Annotated in this window: 12 protein-coding genes and 2 pseudogenes; 4 read left to right on the forward strand and 10 right to left on the reverse strand. The window is 54.5% G+C overall.

Translation table 11 applies throughout. The annotated features are described in order from the left end of the window. Window positions 1–1,516 precede the first annotated feature (1,516 nt). The 7 genes and pseudogenes from HED64_RS14070 to HED64_RS14100 all read right to left on the reverse strand — a co-directional run. On the reverse strand, window positions 1,517–2,791 hold the full coding sequence (locus HED64_RS14070; RefSeq protein WP_342590731.1) for a helix-turn-helix domain-containing protein: 1,275 nt from the start codon (window positions 2,789–2,791) through the stop codon (window positions 1,517–1,519). A 764-nt stretch (window positions 2,792–3,555) separates the two neighbouring features. Continuing rightward, entirely contained in the window at window positions 3,556–3,783 is a 228-nt protein-coding gene (locus HED64_RS14075) for a hypothetical protein (RefSeq protein WP_168152652.1), read from the reverse strand. Window positions 3,784–5,225: 1,442 nt separating this feature from the next. Then, window positions 5,226–5,428 (reverse strand): annotated as a pseudogene (locus HED64_RS19920) (recombinase family protein); the annotation flags it as partial. Window positions 5,429–5,645: 217 nt separating this feature from the next. Beyond that, window positions 5,646–8,081: an ATP-binding protein gene (locus tag HED64_RS14085; protein ID WP_168152653.1), complete on the reverse strand. Its 2,436-nt coding sequence runs from the start codon at window positions 8,079–8,081 to the stop codon at window positions 5,646–5,648. After that, window positions 8,078–8,290 carry a hypothetical protein gene (locus tag HED64_RS14090; RefSeq protein WP_168152654.1) on the reverse strand — a complete coding sequence of 71 codons (213 nt, stop codon included), beginning with the start codon at window positions 8,288–8,290 and terminating at the stop codon, window positions 8,078–8,080. Before HED64_RS14090 ends, HED64_RS14085 begins: the two co-directional genes overlap by 4 nt. 349 nt (window positions 8,291–8,639) lie before the next feature. Then, complete coding sequence (locus tag HED64_RS14095) at window positions 8,640–9,371, reverse strand: GIY-YIG nuclease family protein (RefSeq protein ID WP_168152655.1); 732 nt, start codon at window positions 9,369–9,371, stop codon at window positions 8,640–8,642. 2,986 nt (window positions 9,372–12,357) lie between these two features. Further along, window positions 12,358–12,642 (reverse strand): annotated as a pseudogene (locus tag HED64_RS14100) (Tn3 family transposase); the annotation flags it as partial. Window positions 12,643–12,856: 214 nt separating this feature from the next. On the opposite strand from HED64_RS14100, the gene HED64_RS14105 reads away from it, so the two are divergent. Beyond that, window positions 12,857–13,276, forward strand: a complete 420-nt coding sequence (locus tag HED64_RS14105; RefSeq protein WP_168152656.1) for a hypothetical protein — start codon at window positions 12,857–12,859, stop codon at window positions 13,274–13,276. 55 nt (window positions 13,277–13,331) lie between these two features. After that, window positions 13,332–14,438, forward strand: a complete 1,107-nt coding sequence (locus tag HED64_RS14110; protein WP_168152657.1) for a hypothetical protein — start codon at window positions 13,332–13,334, stop codon at window positions 14,436–14,438. Window positions 14,439–15,495: 1,057 nt separating this feature from the next. On the opposite strand, the gene HED64_RS14115 is transcribed toward HED64_RS14110, so the two are convergent. Continuing rightward, the gene (locus HED64_RS14115) at window positions 15,496–16,383 is read right to left on the reverse strand and encodes a DNA/RNA non-specific endonuclease (protein WP_342590732.1); all 888 of its coding nucleotides are present in this window, start codon (window positions 16,381–16,383) and stop codon (window positions 15,496–15,498) included. Between the two features lie 300 nt (window positions 16,384–16,683). Here HED64_RS14115 and HED64_RS14120 point away from each other — a divergent pair, with 300 nt between their 5' ends. After that, the gene (locus HED64_RS14120) at window positions 16,684–17,379 is read left to right on the forward strand and encodes a hypothetical protein (RefSeq protein ID WP_168152658.1); all 696 of its coding nucleotides are present in this window, start codon (window positions 16,684–16,686) and stop codon (window positions 17,377–17,379) included. Window positions 17,380–17,384: 5 nt separating this feature from the next. Continuing rightward, the gene (locus HED64_RS14125) at window positions 17,385–18,125 is read left to right on the forward strand and encodes a hypothetical protein (protein WP_168152659.1); all 741 of its coding nucleotides are present in this window, start codon (window positions 17,385–17,387) and stop codon (window positions 18,123–18,125) included. Here HED64_RS14125 and HED64_RS14130 read toward each other — a convergent pair. Both HED64_RS14130 and HED64_RS14135 read right to left on the reverse strand, forming a co-directional pair. After that, entirely contained in the window at window positions 18,090–18,671 is a 582-nt protein-coding gene (locus HED64_RS14130; RefSeq protein WP_168152660.1) for a phosphatase PAP2 family protein, read from the reverse strand. The genes HED64_RS14125 and HED64_RS14130 overlap by 36 nt on opposite strands. Window positions 18,672–18,792: 121 nt before the next feature. Then, window positions 18,793–19,149, reverse strand: a complete 357-nt coding sequence (locus HED64_RS14135; RefSeq protein WP_168152661.1) for a hypothetical protein — start codon at window positions 19,147–19,149, stop codon at window positions 18,793–18,795. Window positions 19,150–19,290: the final 141 nt, after the last annotated feature.

Raw genomic sequence — 19,290 nt, forward strand, 5'->3', positions numbered from 1 at the left:
GAAACATCTCCTCCCGCCACACGCCACGCCCTAACAATCAGAAAAAGTTACAGATTGATGAAAGGTACCTTTCATACCGTTGACACCTAAGCCGCACGTAAATAAAGGTACCTTTTACACCGAATGAGAAATTGCCCCCATTCAACCCCCAGGTACCAAGTCACCGTTCGGACTTATTGCATGAAAGGTACCTTTCCCACCGAACACGCATAAAGAATCTCGATCTCAACCTCGTCCAAGGGGGGAGACCGATCACCTAGTTGCCCATGAAGTTCAGGCTGCTCAATCATCGATAACTTCAAGGATGATGCCACTGGGCCCTCCTCAACAGGCTGCATTATCGACCACTAGACCTGACATATATCATGTACCATCGCTCACCAAAGGTACCTTTAGTGGAATAAGGTCCATTTTATCTAAAGGCAGCCCGTGGAACTTGCGTATCCTCGAATAAGGTACCTTTTGATCAAACGGGGTAGCTTCCTCTCGAGATATTTTAAAAGTCGCCAAGCAAGTACCAAAAAGCACAATTGGGCCATCAGGACTAAAGGTACCTTTAGCTCCAATACCAACTGCCTGGCCGCACGTTCGTGCGGCCGTCCTGCCCTTGGCTTGCTACTCATCGCCCGAACTCTCCCCTGACCCTGGACGCGGAGAGTTCGGATGATTCCCGCTGGCGGAATGTCCGCTCCATCAACGATTACCAAATCCTGATTTCTGATCAAGGCTGCACAAGTACGTTCGCAGTTTTGGACGCGATTTCGCGGCCAGAGGTTCCGACGATATTTGAGGTTCTTTAGTAGCAAAAGGTACCTTTGTTGCCGCGTGTGGCAGTTAGATTCTTCGTGTGACAGGGCTGGGGCGAGAACATCATTTGAGTAATAACCTGAGAACTGAGCCAGAAAAGCTCAGTTGGACTAAAAGGTACCTTTACCACCAAGCATTCAAACGGTGAGTGGGAAGGGCGATGGCTGAAGGGGCGTCAGAGTGATGGTTGCACTTGCCGAATGCCGATAGCTAAAGGTGGCAAAGGTACCTTTAGCCAATTCTAGTTAACCAAACTAGCATCGCTAAACGTGCTAAGCCGGGATGTAGCTGAAGCACGAAGAAGCAACTGTGCTAATAGTGCTAAAGGTACCTTTAATTCCACATCGTGCCGTTTGGAATTGATGGTTCCTCGTGAACCGTCACCAATCGATTGCAGTCACACCGTAAGATCCAGCGACAACCTCAAACAGATCAGTCGTCTTCCGGACACGGGGGAGCCGTCAGATTAAAGAAGCCCTGAGACCAGTAGTACTTCTGGTGCCAAACAAACTCGCAGAAATAGCGTCGTCTTCCAACCCTCGCGAATAGCCCTTTGGTGGTTGCTTGTTCCTGGCATGCCAGGAACAAGCAACCACCAAAGGGCTTCCGAGTCAATGACTAGGGTGGGGGAGTGGCAGCCTGCCGGCCGCTGGGTGGCCACGCTCTTCTTTCCGGGGTCTACTCGGTGAGACCAATCCCCGCGGGGGCGTCAGCTGGCAGCACGCAAGGCCAAATCGGATAGTGTCCAGTCATCTGGGGGCCCGCAGAACTGTTCCCACGGGTAGTCGTCGTCAGGAGCGGGGAACGAGGAGAAAAGAGTAAGCCGTTGGGCCAGCCATTCTCTCCACAAAACGCGTTGCTGTTTGTATCGCAGTACCTGCTCGATCACCATTTCCAAAACTCCAAGTACCTCAGCAACGGCATTGAGGCTTGTTTCCTTCCTGATCGTCCACCCAGTCGCCGTTCGTTCGGCCAAAGACCACGCTGCGAGCACTTCGAGCGCATCGTGGACGGCACTTCGGCTCAGACCGGTCTCACGTACGACATCGCTAACGGAAGCAGTATTTGCGTTGGATTCCAATGCCTCATAGACAAACGCTGCAGCAGCACCAAGCTCCCTAAATGCCGGCCTTAGCGAGTGGAGTTTTCCAGCTGGCCAGGAGCGCTTGGTGGCAGACTCCTGGAGGTGAGCTGGGATGACGAGTTCGTACTGGTCACCGTGGACGCCACGAGCTTCCCCAACATGACGAATCAACGGATCGCTCTCAGACCTCAAAGCGCGCAGGTGGGCAGCTACAGTGGTCGGTTCGATTCCGGAGGAGACTGCCAATGAACGTACACCGAATTCAATGACTCGGCTTCCTGTCATGTGCGCTGCGGCACCTAGAGCCCGAAGAACCAACCGACGCCCGAGGCCGCTCCTGCTTGATTGATAACGTTTTTCCGACAGTGCCAGTGCGCTGCGCCAGGAACGAAGAAACTGATGTTCTTGAGAAGAACCAAGTTCGAAACCATTACCCCACCCCCCCTGTGAAGATGGCCCGCTTGTGTTGGTTTTACGGACAGGAGCCTCCGCCGTATTGTTGGCCACAAATTTGGAGGCCTTGAGCCAATCGCGTCGCAAACTTGCTGCTCGTTGCCCGGGGGAGTATCGCGAATAGAACTGGGCCAGGCCTGGCCAGGAACCTTGCTGGGTTCGACGCTGGACATCGGTGAGCTGCATCCCCGCGGCAACAGCTGCTACGAGCACCGCCTGCCGGGCCTCTGATGGGCTCTCATAGCGTGAGGTGTCATAGGTTCCGTGCGTCGCGATCGTCATGATGCGGCGGGAAATAGTTTCAGGCGGGACACTGGGGTCGACTGTGACTGTTTTCTCGGTCGTAGCTCGCTGCGCTGCGACTGCTGCAAGGTCAACCGTCAAAGTTTCGATCAGCTTTGAAACGGTCGCTTGGGTGTTCCGTTTCGTAACCACATCCAAGGCCATGGACAGACTCATGGCCAGCTGCTGCCGGCCTCCCGACTTATGTGTGGCGCCAGGGGTGCGGATGCAGCCGTGGCGAAGGTTCTGATGGGGGGTGGGGTCCAGGGAACTGTAGCGGCTGGCGAGGGCCTCAACAATATCCCGCGCCTGGAGGAACGGCATCGGTTCGGACAGCGGAACGTAGATATGGCGACCTCCGTTGGGGGAGTGGTCTTCGACCCAACGTGCACCATGTTCGTAGAGCCAGATGGTCGTTTCTCTGACATCGGCAGCAACCCGGGCTTCCCCTCCGGAAGCCGACGAGTCGAAGTCCAAGCACAGCGTCCGGCACAGTCCGTCGCGTCCGTAGATAAGTACAGCTGCCGGCTGAGTGGGGCGCTGTCCCGTGAGATCTCTCTCATATCGTTGGGGGTAGTTCTTGCCGCCGTCACGCGAGATCCGAACACGCGGTTGCCCGGCAATCTGGGGTGCGAGTGCCGACCACAAGGTCTCGTCCTCAGGGTCCCAGGCTGCGACTCGCCCGGAAGGATTTGGGGACAATGGTGGCAGCACCCCATGGCGCTGTTGTACGATGGCCGTATTCCTTCCTAAGGATGGCAGGCAAAAGCCCGCTATCGGGATTGTTGAAAGCTGGCAGGCTTTCAACAATGGATAACAACACTTCTAAGTGTTGATAAAACTGAATCGGTTCTTCGTCTAAAGGCCGGCAAGCACTCAGACGGGGAACACATACTTCCAAGGGCCCGCTTCAGGCGGGCCCTTTATGTTTACGCGGATAAGCTCAGACGTTCGGTTCCTTTCCGTCCGGCACCGGTGTGCACCGGGCTGTCGACAGCAGAGACTATGAGGTTCTCCACGAACTCGCTGATGGAGAGGTTGTCCCGTTTGGCAGCCTCTTTCAACTTTTCCTGGTGCGCGACCGGGACACGAGTACCCACAAAGAAGCGCTCGCCCTTACTCCGACGACCGCCTCCGCGGTTTCCTGATGCAGCCATGTCTGAATTCCTTCGCTCTCCTGCTTTGGCCATGGTGGTTGGCTTGTAACTGTTTCCAGCTACCAATGAAATTACCACCTTGTAGTTCTGGATTTAGGGATGCTGATTTCCCGCGCGGGTCCGGTGTTGTGAGAATCTAGGGGCCATTGGCCACCATCTGGGTGAAAGGTACCTTTCACCCAGCATTTTCTGTCCTTGTTCGAAGCCGTTTGAGACGTTTCTTGAGCTCTTTCGCCCAAAATCGGGTTCGTTTAAATGGAGTTAAAGGTTTGAAAGGTACCTTTAGATCCGTTGGTTCACTACATGTACGTTCGTGAAATCTCTTAAAAGTATTCTTGTGAGCATGGGCGTGTCGACTGGGAGTCGGCTAACTGGGCGCAGCCGGTGAGCGAATGACAACCGCAAGAGTACGAGAAAGCAACGGTAAACGTTGACCCTGCTTTTTTACGGGACCGAAGCAACGCCTTTGCCATGTCGGCTTTGACGCCAGGGGATCCCATGCCAATGGGGCGGTCGTGAACACTGTTCATAATCTTACCGACGAGATGAAAATGTATGGAGTGTGTGGCTCGGGGGTTCAAAGGTAGATTATTCGATACTGTCGGGCACCTTCTCGGCGGTCAGCATCTTTGATCATTTCTCCCTGCTTGCTCGGGTGGCTGTGAGTCTTGACAAGAGCGTTCCTCAACGGGAGGGTTGATCCCGCCTACCGTGGGGGAGTGGAAGCATGCTCCCGTCGACAATCATCAGCCCATCACTCCAAGTACCTAGGGCGCTGGGACTTGGCAAATGCGCCCGGGGCTTCGCAGAATCTGCCGAGCTAACGACCAACGAAGTGCGGGTCAGTACCCGTTGGCCTAGAGATCCTCGCACTCGGGGCAGATTAGGGGTGAAAACGTCGAATATCCGACGTTTGCGCGATTTTTCGCCCGAAGAGTGCAGGCGTTGATTTGCAGGCGTTGATCAGCACTCTGTCCGGTTGGTAGCCCTGCGCCCGATCTGCGCAGGCATCGTGTATCGCAAAGCCCGGAGGTCATTACATTGGCACGTACACGGCAAGCGTTACAAAATGGGCCGCGGGAATACGCGGGCCACGAAACCGGAGGAGGAGTGTCGCGCGAACGATCGAATACGAACGCTTACAGACGCAGAAGACGGCGAATAAAGAGACGTCCACAATCGTTTATTTTTTGCTTGTCGATTCCCGGGACCAGATAGAAGCTTGCGGTTAATTGTGTGGATTCGTGCCCCAAGGGCTCTTTCCCGACTGCCTATGGGGCTCGGCATCGAAGAGCCTTTGTGGCTGGAGCATCGGTGCTGGTTGGTGTCTGTGTTGTGCGCATGCCATGCCATGCCATGCCATGGAGGACTTGGCCATGGCATGCGCGGAAATACCAAGGCAAAAGACCGTTCCCGATACACGGCGATTGGATGACTGTCCTGACAGTGGTTATCACGAGAGTATCGCCCTCCTGTAAGGCTTCCAGTGCCTTGTCGGACCCGGGACGACTGGCCCTAGAACCACTAACTCCCCGGTCCATGTACAGATCATCGCGTCGGCCCCAGCGCCTAGCAAGTCGGTGATTTGCCGGTCAGCATCCTGAGCACGTGTTGATACGCGCTCGTACCCGATCAGCTTGCCCATTTGCCGTCTCCAAAGTGTCCGGCAACAGTGGTTGCCTACCGCAAATCCACCTTCTACTTATGGGACATAGTGGCAAGACAGTTTGGTCCCTGAAGTATCAAGGATCCGAAAGTGTCTCGACCTGGTGTCTTGTAGCCCACGGGTTTCGAGACTGTACGACGGGTTACTCAGGGGGGTCATCGTCTGGAACTGCCCCTGCGTAATTCCGCACTGTTAGTCAAGGCTTATGAAGCAGATTTACCGACACGGACGTACAGGCACAACGAAGAGAGTCCTTGTCGCCTGCAATTTTCACTAAGCCCTCACACTCGCTACACGAAAACTCCTTGATCAAGCTCCTCCAAGAAGCCGCTACCAGAGAAAATTCAGCCGGGGTCTGGTTCTCCCATTCGTTGAAGTGAACGACAGCATTGATCGCCCATTCCTCCTGCCTTGCTTCCTGGGCTGCTGTTTGAATACGGCTATCCCAAGCGTCTAGTTCAGCAACAACGTCGGGACGGCCCCAAGAGTTGGCGGAATTCTTCCCTTTCTTAATTGTGTCCTTCAGTGCTTTGATGCCGCTGTTGAAGAGTTCTCCAAGCGTATTCTGCCCATCAAGCCGGTATGGGACCGGTGCTGCGACGTTGCTGGCGCATTCGCGTCCAATGTGCTCAAGGAAAGAGCGCAATGATCCAGCAGCGGCTTTCACCTGACCTGTACCCAATAAGGTCTTGATCTCATCCCACGGTTCATAGTTTGCCCAGTCCACAGGCCCGTTACCGACGCTCCAGGTCCGAAACTGGAGTACGTTACGACCTTGTACAAAGCCCTGCGATTTCATTTGGCGCATCCATTGCTCGTCGTGGGTAGTCACGACAAACTGCGTGTTCGGAAACTCCTTCATCAACAACGAAACGACGAATCGTCTATGACCAGAGTCGATCGACATTAGGACGTCGTCCAAAGCGCACAGGGTAAATCCGGTGCCCAAAGTCAATTGGGCCAAAGCGAGATAGAGGCATAGGCCCATCGCATCCTGATGACCTTCGCTATGGTAGGCCCCAGGGGGGAACTCGCCTCGTCCGTAGAAGTCGACATTCATGTCTAATCCCGGGCCCGACGGAGTTAGAGTCGCCGAAAATTTGCTCTCATCGTCAGCATTGACAGCCGCGTAGAAGAGTGCGAATTTCGTTTGGACATCGAGAAAAATTTGCTGGAGGCTCGCAGAAGTTGACGAGTCAAAGATATCGCAGGCTGCGCTTGACCTTCTAGACTTTTCCAAAAGAACGGAAGCCTGTTGTTGCTGTTGTGTGTACTCATGCAAGGCGTTCGATATTGATCGCAAGCGACCCTTTCGTTCATCCGTTTCGCTGGGTAAGGGGAGTGCCAGAACTTTCATCTCAAGCTCCGAAAGCCAGCTGCTCATCGGCTCCATATTCGGCTTCGTGAGAGCAGCAAGCGCTCCTAGCTCTGCAGGCGAATCGACGGAAAGGAGGGTGTTGACCGCCGCAAGAATCACTTCGAGTTGCTTCTTTGTCGCGGTTGACTCGTGGCCGACTGCTTCCGCTATAGGAAGCACACGAGAGATTTTGTTTCGCAAATCACTGAAATCTGTCACTAAAAGACCCGCCCTGATTTTGAGCGCCGCTAGAGTCTCCTTTGCTGCAGTTGACTCAGCTCTTTTGCGCGTAATTACCGCCTCAAACTCGCCCGGGATCCAAGTGGTGGTGCAAACGGGGCATTCCACACCGTCGAACAGTTCCAGAGCCGTTTCCAGAAGAGCATCGGACTCCACAGCCGTCATGAACGCGGCCGAATCAACCCGACCTGCGGCATCATCAACCAATTGACCTAGCTGCCCATCGAGGTCATTCTGGTGGGAGGCTTCTAGGCTTGCCTCAAGTAATGACAGCCCGTTTATCCATTCGGACCGGTTGTGAGATGACGCGTGATTGCTCGCGGAAGAGTCGACTCCTAATAAAATCTCTTCGGGAGTTGCGTCGCTGATAGGAGTAAGCCCCAGACCTATTCTGTTCGTGTTGACCACAGCTAATAGCGCTTTGGTGTCGAGAGTTTCGATTCCCGACGCAGACAGTAGGATGTTTTCGCGACCGGTGAGACTCATTTTTGCGCTATCAGAATCGCGTTTGTCCGTATTCCGAACCCGGACCAATATTGCTCTCACTTGGCCGATACGTTGAAGACCAAGCAGATCTGCAACACCGTCAGCTCGATTTTTGCCCTCAGCTAGAACGAAGCGAACTATCTCTCTTCGCGTGAGGGCGAACTCAGGATGCTGCACCATCCAATTGAGTGCAGCCTCAGACTCGGGGGTCTTTGGGGTCAAAGTTGCCTTCCGGGGGCTCGCTACAGACCTCTTCAAGACATGAGTTGAGCCGGTCCCGACGACAGTGAAAGTCATCTCGACCCAAGCATCTTTAGGCGTCTCGGCCACGTCAACATGCGAAGCATGCAACTTGACCGAGACCCCACCCGAACCGCTGCCGGTTAAACGTGTAATAGATCCTGTGAGTGCGAACTCGAGTGCATCGATTACACCGCTCTTTCCGGTCCCGTTCCGCCCTGCGACTACGAAAGATTTCTTATCCATCTTGAATTCGAACGAGCGGATACCTCGGAAGTTATTGACACGCAGCGTCTCGATCTTGATCATTTCTTGTCACCTTCGAGAATCGCGCGAATTTCTGCTTCATTGGGTGCCTTCTCCCGACGGAAAAGTGTCGCCAATTCAGCCCCGGTGCTTGAAAATCCTTCGAGTTCTCCGAAAGAATGACCAAAATTGAGCATGATGTGATCTAAAACGGAAAGAACGTTGTCATCTGTTGGCGTCTCAGTGTGCGCCTGTTCGTCAGAGTTGAGCATGTTGTCATTCTGGGCTAAGGAGTCGTCAGCTCCTATTATTAGAGTCTTTCAGAGCGATTCGCTAAGTTTTAGCCATACTCACTGACTCGATAATCTGCCGCTTGAGGGGCCTCCGAACGCAGCAACTTGCCTACACATCGACCGAGGTGGACGAATCGCCTATTGATCGCTTGGGCTCTTAGGTGAATTGCACCCTGTGGCCTGGTTGCTCAATCAATGTTTTTCGCAGCCTAAGTGCCTTGAAGCCAATGGCTTGCAAGACAGTTTCGTTTCGCGTCCATGACTGAGCGCCCAGCACGGCCGGAAAACAGAAGCACAATCAGTTCGCTGGAGAACTTAATTTCCTAGGTCAGTCAGCAAGCAGGATAGGACTCTCACCTAGATGTGTCAGATACAGGAGATACTCATCAAGCGTGATTTCCTCCTGGCAGGCTAGAGTTCTTATCGCTTTGCGATAAGTCCATGTAAAGACCGATCCATCTATGCGTGTGACCTCATAGAAGTGTGGTGGTAATTGCGCCAGGTCTTTCAGCAGACCTTCTTTGTCACCGCGCGTATTGCTGAGCTGGTTTTTCAAAACATCTAGGGCACTCAAGTATTGGTCACGCGTCAAGTCACGCTTCTCGACTGGAGCGGTATGGGCACGCGGATTAGCTAGGTGGTTCAAAGTTGTGCCAAGAGTGACCAGACCACCATCTATGCGGTTCAATATGAATCGACGATCTGCGAGCTCGGCAAGTTCCTGTTCAACTTCGTAATAGTCATCAGTCTTCAGCGCATAAAGCCTGGAATTGTCCAAGGGTCGAAACTCGTCAACCGGGAAAACTGAGCCGAATTCAGAACCGAATATTAGACGGTCAAAAGGCTTTCTACCCGTCCAATGCTTCTTTACGCGCTTGCGAATATCAGTGCTTTGGCCGATATACATCGTCTTGTATTCGTCAAAAACCATCAGATACACGCCAGCCTGTTGGTCGAATTCCTTTAGATCCTCGACCTCCTGCAAACCGTGATTATGGGCAAGCAGGTTGGTTAAGGATTCGTTGAATTCGTTGTGATCCAGCGAGTCGAAATAGGCCATGCTCAAATCAAAGTTCACTAAGGCCATGTCTCGCCAGGCGACACAAAATAGGTCGGAATGTTCCCGGTGTTCATCGTCCCGGTATTGCCAAGCCGATTTTTGCCATCGTTCTTCACCTGAGTATTCCCGGTTAGGTCGCTGGTGTGGTTTGCGGTTTGGTAGTCCGTACATGTCTCGACTGAGCTTGAGTCCGTACTTGCCTCTACGGAGGCTCTCCCCAAAGTGCAGTCCAGTCCGTTCATAATCTAGCGATGCGAGCACCATATTTTTCCCCCATAAATCGTGCTTATTATCCGTGGTATTTCCTGACAGTAAGCATATGGGTCTGCCCAAGGTTTAGTTGACAAGTTGGATTGATATTTCGGAGACCTACTGGTCGGGCCACTGCCAATATGTTGGATTTTTCTACAGTGCTTCGGGAGCGCAGAATCGGTCTGCGGAGACAGCAATAGGAATACAGGAACTCAAAAGGAACGTGGTTAAGTGCTTAGCGCCAACCGGTGTACCACTGGTCGTCAAGGCCGTGGAAGGCGGAAATTATGTTGGATTCACAGGAAGCCGAATAAGGGGACTGAAAAGTCCAAGATTTCATGAAGGCTGTTTCCAAGAATCGTTACCAGTCAGCAGCGTGCGACCCTGCGGACAACCTACAAATAGCGCGAGCCTACTCGAACACGCCTGAACTCAGCCGTGCGGACGAATTCACAGACCCCCAATGCCAACTTTCTCTGTCGTAAAATCACTCTAGCGTCGGTTATTCCACTTTTTCACAATCCACCCCGGCAACATGCTGCTTGCTCTCAGTGGACAGCCCGTCACCATTACGATTCACGGTGTGAAGCACTCAGCGGGGGGTGCAACAGCCCGAATGCTCAACAAGAGAGTCATCACGCGACTTAATGAGTGGAACCAATGCCTGGTGTTCTTTGGCCTGTGTGAAGCCGGGCATTTGACCACCACGTCTCTCATGTTCCTGTTCATAGTTATATCGGGACCATGAGATAGGTTTTCTTTATGACTACTTGGCCCCGTGACAATTCCACATCGACTGGTGGTGGACTCTCCACATCGTCCGGCGGGGGGCTTTCCACGTCCTCGGGTGGAGGGGCTTCTACGAGTTCGGGTGGCGGACTCTCGACGAGCTCTGGTGGTGGCATGTCCACCAGTTCGGGCGGGGGACTCTCGACGAGTTCTGGTGGCGGTATGTCCACCAGTTCGGGCGGCGGCCTTTCAACAAGCCGCGGTGGCGGCCTTTCAACAAGCCGCGGTGGCGGGCTATCAACAAGCTCTGGGGGTGGCCTCTACGCTGGACGCTGTGCCAATCCATACCGAAGTAACTGGCCACCTGCACCGCAACTGTTTGCCTACCTGCGAAACTCAGGAAGGGGTCACATCGCTGACCTGTTGGAGCGGTGCGGCTGGAAGTGATCACTGGTCACCGGTTGAAACTTGTATGCGCTCTTCTTGTCGGTGCGGTCGTAGGTGCATTCTTCGGGCGGTTGCTGCCTCCCTTTGTCCTTGACCATCCTTTCTGGCGGGAGTTTTGGTCGGGCCCTCCTGCGGCTGGGCTATTCGCACTTGGCGGAGCCTTCATAGCCTATGGCGCTGCCCGGCTCGGAGCCAGAACATCGCGTACGGCAGCGAAACGGCAAGAATGGTGGGACCGGGCCGAATGGGCTCTCACGCTCGCTAGGTCCGATCAAGGTGTTGACCGCATCATCGGTTTGGAAGCCCTGACTGCGCTGTCTGACGAAGCCACTAAAACTGAGTATGCACTGATTCTTGCCGTGACCGAAGCAGTCTCCGGTGGAGGTTTGGAGAGCCCAGACTCAGATGGAGATGTGGACACTGAGCGCCAGATGCAGGAGAATGAAGCAATGGGAGGTGGATCATAATGGCTAGAAAATACACTCACGTCAGTGCGCTCGATGGTCGAATAAAACAAGGAAAAGCCGACCCCATCACCCCAGCAGAAAAGCGCCTCGTTGCTGGACTCCGTGAGGGCTACGAGAAGAAGTACGGTGCCGCCGAGTCTGGCCGGTTTGTAACCTCGGTCGGGTCCGGAAGATCGTCTAGAGTATCGACCGGGAAATCTGCGTCTAGAGCAGCAAAATAATTGTAAAGCGAGGGACCTCACCATTCATAGGTGAGGTCCCTCGCTTTTGAGTTTTTTACCTTGTCAGACCGTAACGCGTAAGAGAAACCTCATTCTGGGTAAGAAAGATGTCACAGAGAACGCAGGAAGCGGTAAAGCGCCTTCTTGGGGTGAAATGTCGTATTGTCCTCCCTCGAACCCCGACTCGCCGATTCAATCGTGTTTCAATCACCGGATACGTCAACTGGAATGCCACCTGACGGCCTAATGCGTCAATTTAGCTGAGAATGCTTCAACTTAGATGACCAAGGACAAATATGATGAGACGGGTGTCCTTTTTCATTTCAGGTGAGGCAGATCGCCCCGGTTTTGTGCGGTTGCCTCGGGTGTAGTGAGATGGAATTCGGGGTTTATCTGATTACACCCGAGGTAAATCGTATTTTCCTTGGGCTTTATGGTGCTGTGTTGGTTTTGTTGGGGTCGATTGATACGGGAGTTTCGGAGAGAAGGACTTGGATTCTTTCGACCCAAGTGAGAGGTGAGAATGCCTCATCGACGCCAGGCGGATACACCCAAATGCTTCGTGTGAAGTGAGACAAGACCAGCGGATGCTTCGGGTGCAATGTGACAAAAGCACCTAAGGCCTCTGGTGAAGTGAGATTGCCTCGCCTGTAATGAGATAGGACAACGGGACAGATTATCTGCACATTCTGCGAATAATCTTTTTGCTACTTGACATAATCTCGTTTATCGGCCATCCAAATTCAACGGGGGAGTGGAAGGCAAGCTCTTTCGCGGAGGTAAGGGTGCTAGTACTGGTAGCGGTCGTTATTCAAGTGGTCTGTATCTGCCAGGTTTGATCTTGTTGGTTCGTGGCTAGGTCTAATAGCTGGTGAGGTTGATGTGTTCCCATCTCAGGGGTAAGAGGAAACGCAGCAAGTCAGGGCCCGTGGCGTTGAACCCCCTGATTCAAAGTGGTGATGGTGCGGTCGAGGTAGACCGTGTTCCAAAGAACGATGGCCGCGAGGATAAGATTCAGCTCTGATGCCCTGTAGTTCCGCTGTTCAAAGGATCGACCACGAATCTCCCCCGGACGGTGGAAAAACACTGCCCGGGTATGGTGTTCCGGGCTTCCTTCTTGTTCAGCCGAGCTGTGACCTCGCGCCGATAGACGACCACGTGGCCTGTTCCCCACAGCGCCATCCGAACCTGTCCAAGAACAGATATTAGGATGCCGAACATCAGCAAGAGCGGTATGACTGGCCTGTTTCAGGGCCAGTTGCTTGCGTTGGACGACCTTTAGCGCATCAACCACATAGTGTGTCGTCGCAGAGGGCTTCTTGAATGGCCGAATCCTCTCCTTGATTTCGAGAGTGTAAAGAATTGCCAGTTGACTTTGCGCAAATCGATAGACAATAATTACGTGGGCTGCTCTAGAAATAAAAAAAGCGACCTGACTAGTGGCGGTCTCCGCATGGAGATCGCCGAAAATGGTGTTGAGACTCCCTCTATGGCAAATGTCCTTCACTCGTTTCCTAGGGAAATCATGCAAATCGTCATCAGCATTGCACTCGTCGTCGTCTCCATTTCGGTTGCGCACCTATTGCTGTCATCAAGCAAGCGCCAAGACGCAAATTCTCCACGTGTGAAATGGACCATTGCTGGACTGTTCATTGCTTTCTGCGTGCTTCTGGGAATCAGCGATCAATTTGATTCGCGCCTTCTCAACATCCTGATCTTGGTGGTTATCCCAGCTATCTGCACTGTGCTTTGGCACGTCGTATCGGCAAAGAAGCCACGCAGCTCCTAGCCAAACACTCTTATTCGTTCCATCCAGCCTTTCGTGCGCGGCGGGCTGTTGAGTCATGCTCAAAATCATCACAGGGGGAAAAATGTTTGGATTAAAGTCACGAGCGCTGCGCCTATCATTAGGCGCAGCTATCACCTTCACGCTGCTCGCTGGAGCACTGCCTGCCCAAGCCAGCAGTGAATTCCAACCGACTGCTACAGAGGGGACAAAAAACCAAGAATCGGGAAATTCCGTTTCCGGTTCAGATGCCCTCACTGAAGGACTTGCCGGATTCACAGACGGTTCACCGGAACTGCATGAGCGACTAGGGTCGCTTATTAAGGATTCTGCTCCCGTGGAGTCTGGAATCAGCAGTAATGAAGACGGAATGACGCTCTTTCCGGACGAAGGATCGTCCGAATTTGAGATGATGTCATTCGCTGAAGGTGAAGCTGTCTCGTTTGAGATCGAGGGATCCGAAGCCACTTCTTTGGAGGGAGATGCTGCCGTACTTGAAACGGAGTATGACGATGCCGCATACATGGCACATTCCACCACTGACGGGGGATTGCAGATCGCGAAAATCCTTCACTCTGACGAGGCCGAACCAAGTATCGCAATAAACAGTGAAGTACCCGAAGGATACTCCTGGGTGCTTCAGGATGACGGTTCTCTACACCTTGCGGGGGAACCTGCCGGTGTCAAGGAAACCCTCATGGTGATGGATGCTCCATGGGCTGTGGATGCCAACGGCATCAAGCTACCCACCTCCTTTAACCTCGATGGAACACGCATTGTTCAGACCATCGATACCGCTGGCGCAACCTTCCCCGTTGTTGCCGATCCGAGTGCTTGGTGGTGGGCGCGCTCCACTGCCACATGTATCGCACAGGTCGGGCTGCTCTTTGCTCCGGGTGCTGCAGCAGCTAAGGTCGCCAAAGCGATGACGAAGGCCCAATCGATCATCAACAAGAGCGCCAAGCTGAAAAAGGCAGTAAATGCCCTTGGTGGCCTCAAGCCGGCGTTGAGTAAGGTTGTCCAGTTCGTAAAGAACAAAAACAAGCTCACAGCATCACAACGAGCAAATGTTTTGCGCATGATCAACTTCGGCGTGACTATGCTGGACGATGCTTTGGGAATCGGTTCATGTGTATCAATTATCAAAGAGATAGCCAAAAAATAAGTATCAGGCTCGGAGAGCCAATGGAGTAAAGATGGCTGATACTCACATAACAAGTGGTCACTTGTCGTGTGAGTATCAGCCATCACTTCTTTGCCACTACCTACTAGGCAAAAATCTCAAAGTTTTCTCCCGCATTCAGCCGATTCGTCGATGGGGGATGACCCAGTGATCCAGGCGTTTATAATCGCTGGCGGAACAGGCGTTAGCGCTGAACTAGCTGTTTGGAAAGCACGGCTCAGAAGTTGATGGTGTGCAGGTGGCGGTAGATGGATTTCCGGTACGCGACGAGTGCCTTGGCGACCCGAGTGGGACTATCCGCATTGACTCGGCTGGTTTGGGCGGCTGGAGGATATAGGCAACCACGCCGGTTAGGGGTCCAACGTTTCGGTCTGGGGCGCAAGCCACGTCGCGACCGACCGACCGACCGACCGACAAATTGTCCGTACGAAAAGCTACCTTGATCGAGTGAATATCAACGAATTGAGCATGCGGATCCAAGACAAATATCGTCAAACGCTCACGGACTTCCGGCGCAAGATCCTTGGGGAGGAAGGCCGGTCGACAGCTTTAAACCAAAACGATCCGCACCGGGAAATCCCTAGCATTGGGAGAATTCGTTCTTTGGAGGACAAACACGTCGAACTAACGATTGTTGCTGACGCCGCGGATTTAGACTGGTTTGCCGAAGACCCCGCGTTGGAGGGAACGTGCATTACGGTTTCCATGGCGGGACACCACCGGCTTTTGGGCTCCCGCACATCATTGCCCACTGGGGAATGTGACGCGTGGCTTCGAGCTATTCTTGGGGCCCATTGGGCCGATCATGCTTATCGCGCTGGCACTCTGAGTGGAGTCGATGGGCGCTTGAGCACGGTTTATTACCGGCTTTTCCTGGATGGGGACGATTGCCCGATGCTGCGACCGGATTCTTATAAGGAAAGAGGGCTACGAAAAATGAGTGAGCTGTGATTTTTCCACCTTCGAAATCGTCAGACGATTCACTCTTTCTAGGCTGACAAGGACCTTGGCAGCCGCCCAAATATCTTGTGTCAAACTCTCACCAAACAATGTCGCCAGCGCCATCCAGCGGCGATCTCTCCCCCAAACTCCGCACCGAAGTCAGCGCACCCGTGCGTTGTATGATCGCCGGAAAGTGCAGTGTGGTGCGTTCCTCAAGTTCAGCCACGGTAATTTGGTAGACCCTGAACTCATCCAACATCGGGATCTCCCTCAGATGCTCGAGATTCTGGGTCAGCACGAACGCTCGTGACTTCACGACACCTTGCTCTTGAAAGACCAACAACTTCCAATACTCCGCAGGTAGCGCAACACCCCGATATTCCCGGTCATCGGCATGGAAGATGGGGCCACCGAAGACACTGATCCGTAGGTTCTGGACGTCGACATCTTCGAAGAGAGCATTTTCCAGCCGGCCCCACACTCCTTGTTTGCTGCTTTGGTTGAAGTCGTCCATCTGTGGGGTGATGTTGGTGTACCGGAATGAGTCGGTATTGGCTTGCTGTGCTTCGGACATCGTTCCCCACAGCAGGTCGGAGCGTCTGGCGATATGACCGCGGTCTAGCCGATTATCGTCGTAGAGTTCGTTGCCGATCTGGGTCTTGGCCGGGAGCCTCGGGTCTTTGGTGAAGGTGAGATTGGTGCGGCTGATCAGCTTGATGCTGGCCCCGTCGATGTTCCAAGCCACCCACCGGGCAAAGCGTCTCGTCTGACTCATGGAGAGCGAAAAGTGAGTATATGGGATGGTCTCTTTCCCGTTCCAGAGGAGCGCATCGTCCTGAATACTGGGGTCTAAGGACGGCAAACCCACGGGTGTGCCCAGAAAGTCGGGGTCGTAGCCACTTCGGGGTAGGGAAGGATCAGTTTCGTGTGTACTTCCAGCCATGTCGAACGCCTTCTTCCAGATCGCTGTCGCATCAAGCTGCACGCCGATATCCTCAGGGTAGGGCGGATAGCGTGGCAAGGCGAGAGCGAACCGCGCTGGTCGCACACCCGCTTCGCACACCCGTGCCACCGATGCGGCCCCGATGGCCAATCTAGGATCTGCAGTACTCCAGAATGGGTTCGCACGAACTCGATACTTCTGGTTCTTCGGGCCATGGAGGAAGACCAAACGGTCATGCGCCTAGGCCTTGGAGGCAAGTCGCACAATAGCTTCCAACGCGTATCGCGGCAACGCATGCCATCGGCTAGATTGGTATGAGAAGCTCCTTGAGGGGAAGCAATTGTGATCCTGACTAAGTCCGATGTTGAACAGTGGCTCGACTCGGTCGCGCCCGGTATCGGGTTGACGGTGCTGTCCAAGCAAGCCGGTTTCTCCCGGATCCGTATTATCCAGCAGTTGGCCGGTGATCGGGTCCCAGTGGAAACGATTATCAAAGTCGCCCGCGTTCTGGGCCTCAACCCCTTGGATCAGCTGCGCTCCTTCCCCGATTATGAGTACCTTAAACCGTCATCTCCTGCTCGGCGTGAGGTGAGTGCCTTCATCCAATGGGAGCATCTGCTGCGCGCCAGTGCCGCACTTGAATTCGGTGAAACCATCACCGAGTCTTCACTAGGCCCCATCCATTTTGGAGAGACCAGCCGTCAGTGGATCGACTGCATCGATCCCGATGGCGGGTTGCGCAAGCACCTGCAGGCGGCGGGGCCGATCAGCAACCCTGGGCTCTCAAAAATGCTTAATGGTCCCCTGCGTTTAGACCTCGCGTTGCTCGCTGCGCAGTACGCTGATATTCCGACAGTTTCGGCGTTGGTCGCAGCTCATCTTCTGATTCCTTCGGAGGCGGGGTGGGCTGGGGATGAACGCGTGCAGTGGCTCCACGAGTTGGGGAGAGTCGAACGACTTCAACTCGTGGAGACACGAATCCATGCCGCCCTTGTGCGGGAACAACGGACGCAGGACTTTATCAACCATCTAGGGTGATAAATATGGGCGACTTGATCGCCGGCATATTTGCCACGGTGTTCAGCATATTGGTCATCATCAGGGCGCCTAGCGCATTGCGCGAGGCGGCCCGGGTACGCCTGTGGCTGGCCCACTTAGTCATGGCCATGGTGCTCTGGCTCAGCGTGACCGCCGTATACCTATCCGGCGACGCACTGTTGGGCGGTCGGAACATCACTAACTTGATCTCGCATTTCGGCTTCTATCTGATGTTCTGGCTGGGCGGCGCCGAGGTTGCCTTGAGCATTGGGCGCCAGGACTTGTACCGGGTGGTGCACGGAACTATTGGGGCGTTAGTTCTGGGTGCTGGCGCCGCGGCCATGACGGCCACGTTCATCGCCGCGGCCCCCGCATACTCCGCCATGGGCTTGGACCCCTTCCGCGGTGACCCACTGATCATTCTGTATAAGGTTCTGAGCTATCTCTACCCGGGATTTGTCGCCGCCGTACTGGCCAGACCGATGCTCCGTGCCTCCGTGGAGAGCCCTGGATTGTTGGGATCCGCGAAGCGGTGGATGGCGATTGGCTTTGTGTTGGTGCCGCTGGTCCCGGTGGCGCATCTGGGCGAGTTACTTGATCCAGGCTATGCGGTGGTTGTTGATCTGGTCCTTTACCCAGCGATCATCTTGGTCGCCACAGGCGTCACCCTGGCGTTCATCGCCCGCCAGCAGATCAGCCGGGCCGCTTCATCAGAGCACCGGAAGCAGACCGAGCGTAGCGACTAGTGCGCCAATGATGGCTCCGGCAAAGACTTGGCTGCTGGTGTGGTGGCTCAGTTGGACCCGGGCCCAGCTGGTGATCGCGATCATGATGACTGCTAGGTAGGGACCGTAGGGTTGGCTAGCGAAGGCGTGGAGAAAGACGAAGGTGGCCACGGCGACGTGGATGGATATTTTCCATACCAGCGTGATGGCGCCGGTGACCAGCAGCCCGGCCAGGATCAGTAAGACCTCTTGGATCATGACTGGTTCGACCCGTGTCACCAACATCAGTCCCAGGCCAGCCAGAATGGAAACCAGCGCGACCAGCAATAGAGGCCAGCGTTGTTCGCGCCGGGTCACATGAACGTCAGTGACTTTTCCTCTAGACCGCGCCCAGATCAGTGCAGCCCAGGGAATCAGGGTGGTGAAAGTGGTGGCAAACAGTGCCTGTCCCCAGGGCACCTCTGGGTACCGCAGCGGGGTCAGGGCCAGTAGGGCTGTGGCGAGGATGGTTGGGGCCAAGGCGTGGGAGATCAGTCGCGGCATCGTGTGCGTCGACAAGGGTGGCATGGTGAGGTTCTTCCTGCTCGGAGGCTGCCGGCTGTTGTGAGGTGCGGGAGTTGAATCTATGCGTGGGTTCTCCCATTCTCACCGATTCGGTTCGCTGACGCGCCCTGAGGCATCGTGGATTTCAGCTGTGTCGGGAGTATTCCTCGTAGGTGTAGTCGCTGATCTTCCACCCCTCAGCGGTGTTGGTCATGGCGAGGGTGTAGAGGCGGACCGAAGTGCCGGGTGTGGTGTTCCCTGACGTGTCCATCCATTCCCAGGTGACTTCGTAGGCCAGAAGTCCCGGCTGGAGGGAATCGGTTTCCTCCACGGCAATAACCTGCGGAACGGAAACGCTGTGGGGGTGGGCGAACCATTCGCCGCTGGCTCCATTACGTTCCGGGGCCGTGATCATGGTAGCCAGTTCCTGGGTGAAATAGATGCGGGCCCGTAGGTCCGCGGCGGTCTGCGTGGAATCTGATTCGGTGTGCCAGGTCGTCATGATTCTCAGGGCCTTGATGGCAACTGCTTGCTGCGCTAACCCCCGTGGCCCGGGTGAAGGACTGCTGGACGCTAGTGCTTCGGTCCCCGGTCGATCGCTGGGCGGAGACTGCGAGGGGACAGAGGGTGGTGTTGGGTCGGC

The organism is Paeniglutamicibacter terrestris, assembly GCF_012271785.1.
Taxonomy (GTDB): domain Bacteria; phylum Actinomycetota; class Actinomycetes; order Actinomycetales; family Micrococcaceae; genus Paeniglutamicibacter; species Paeniglutamicibacter terrestris.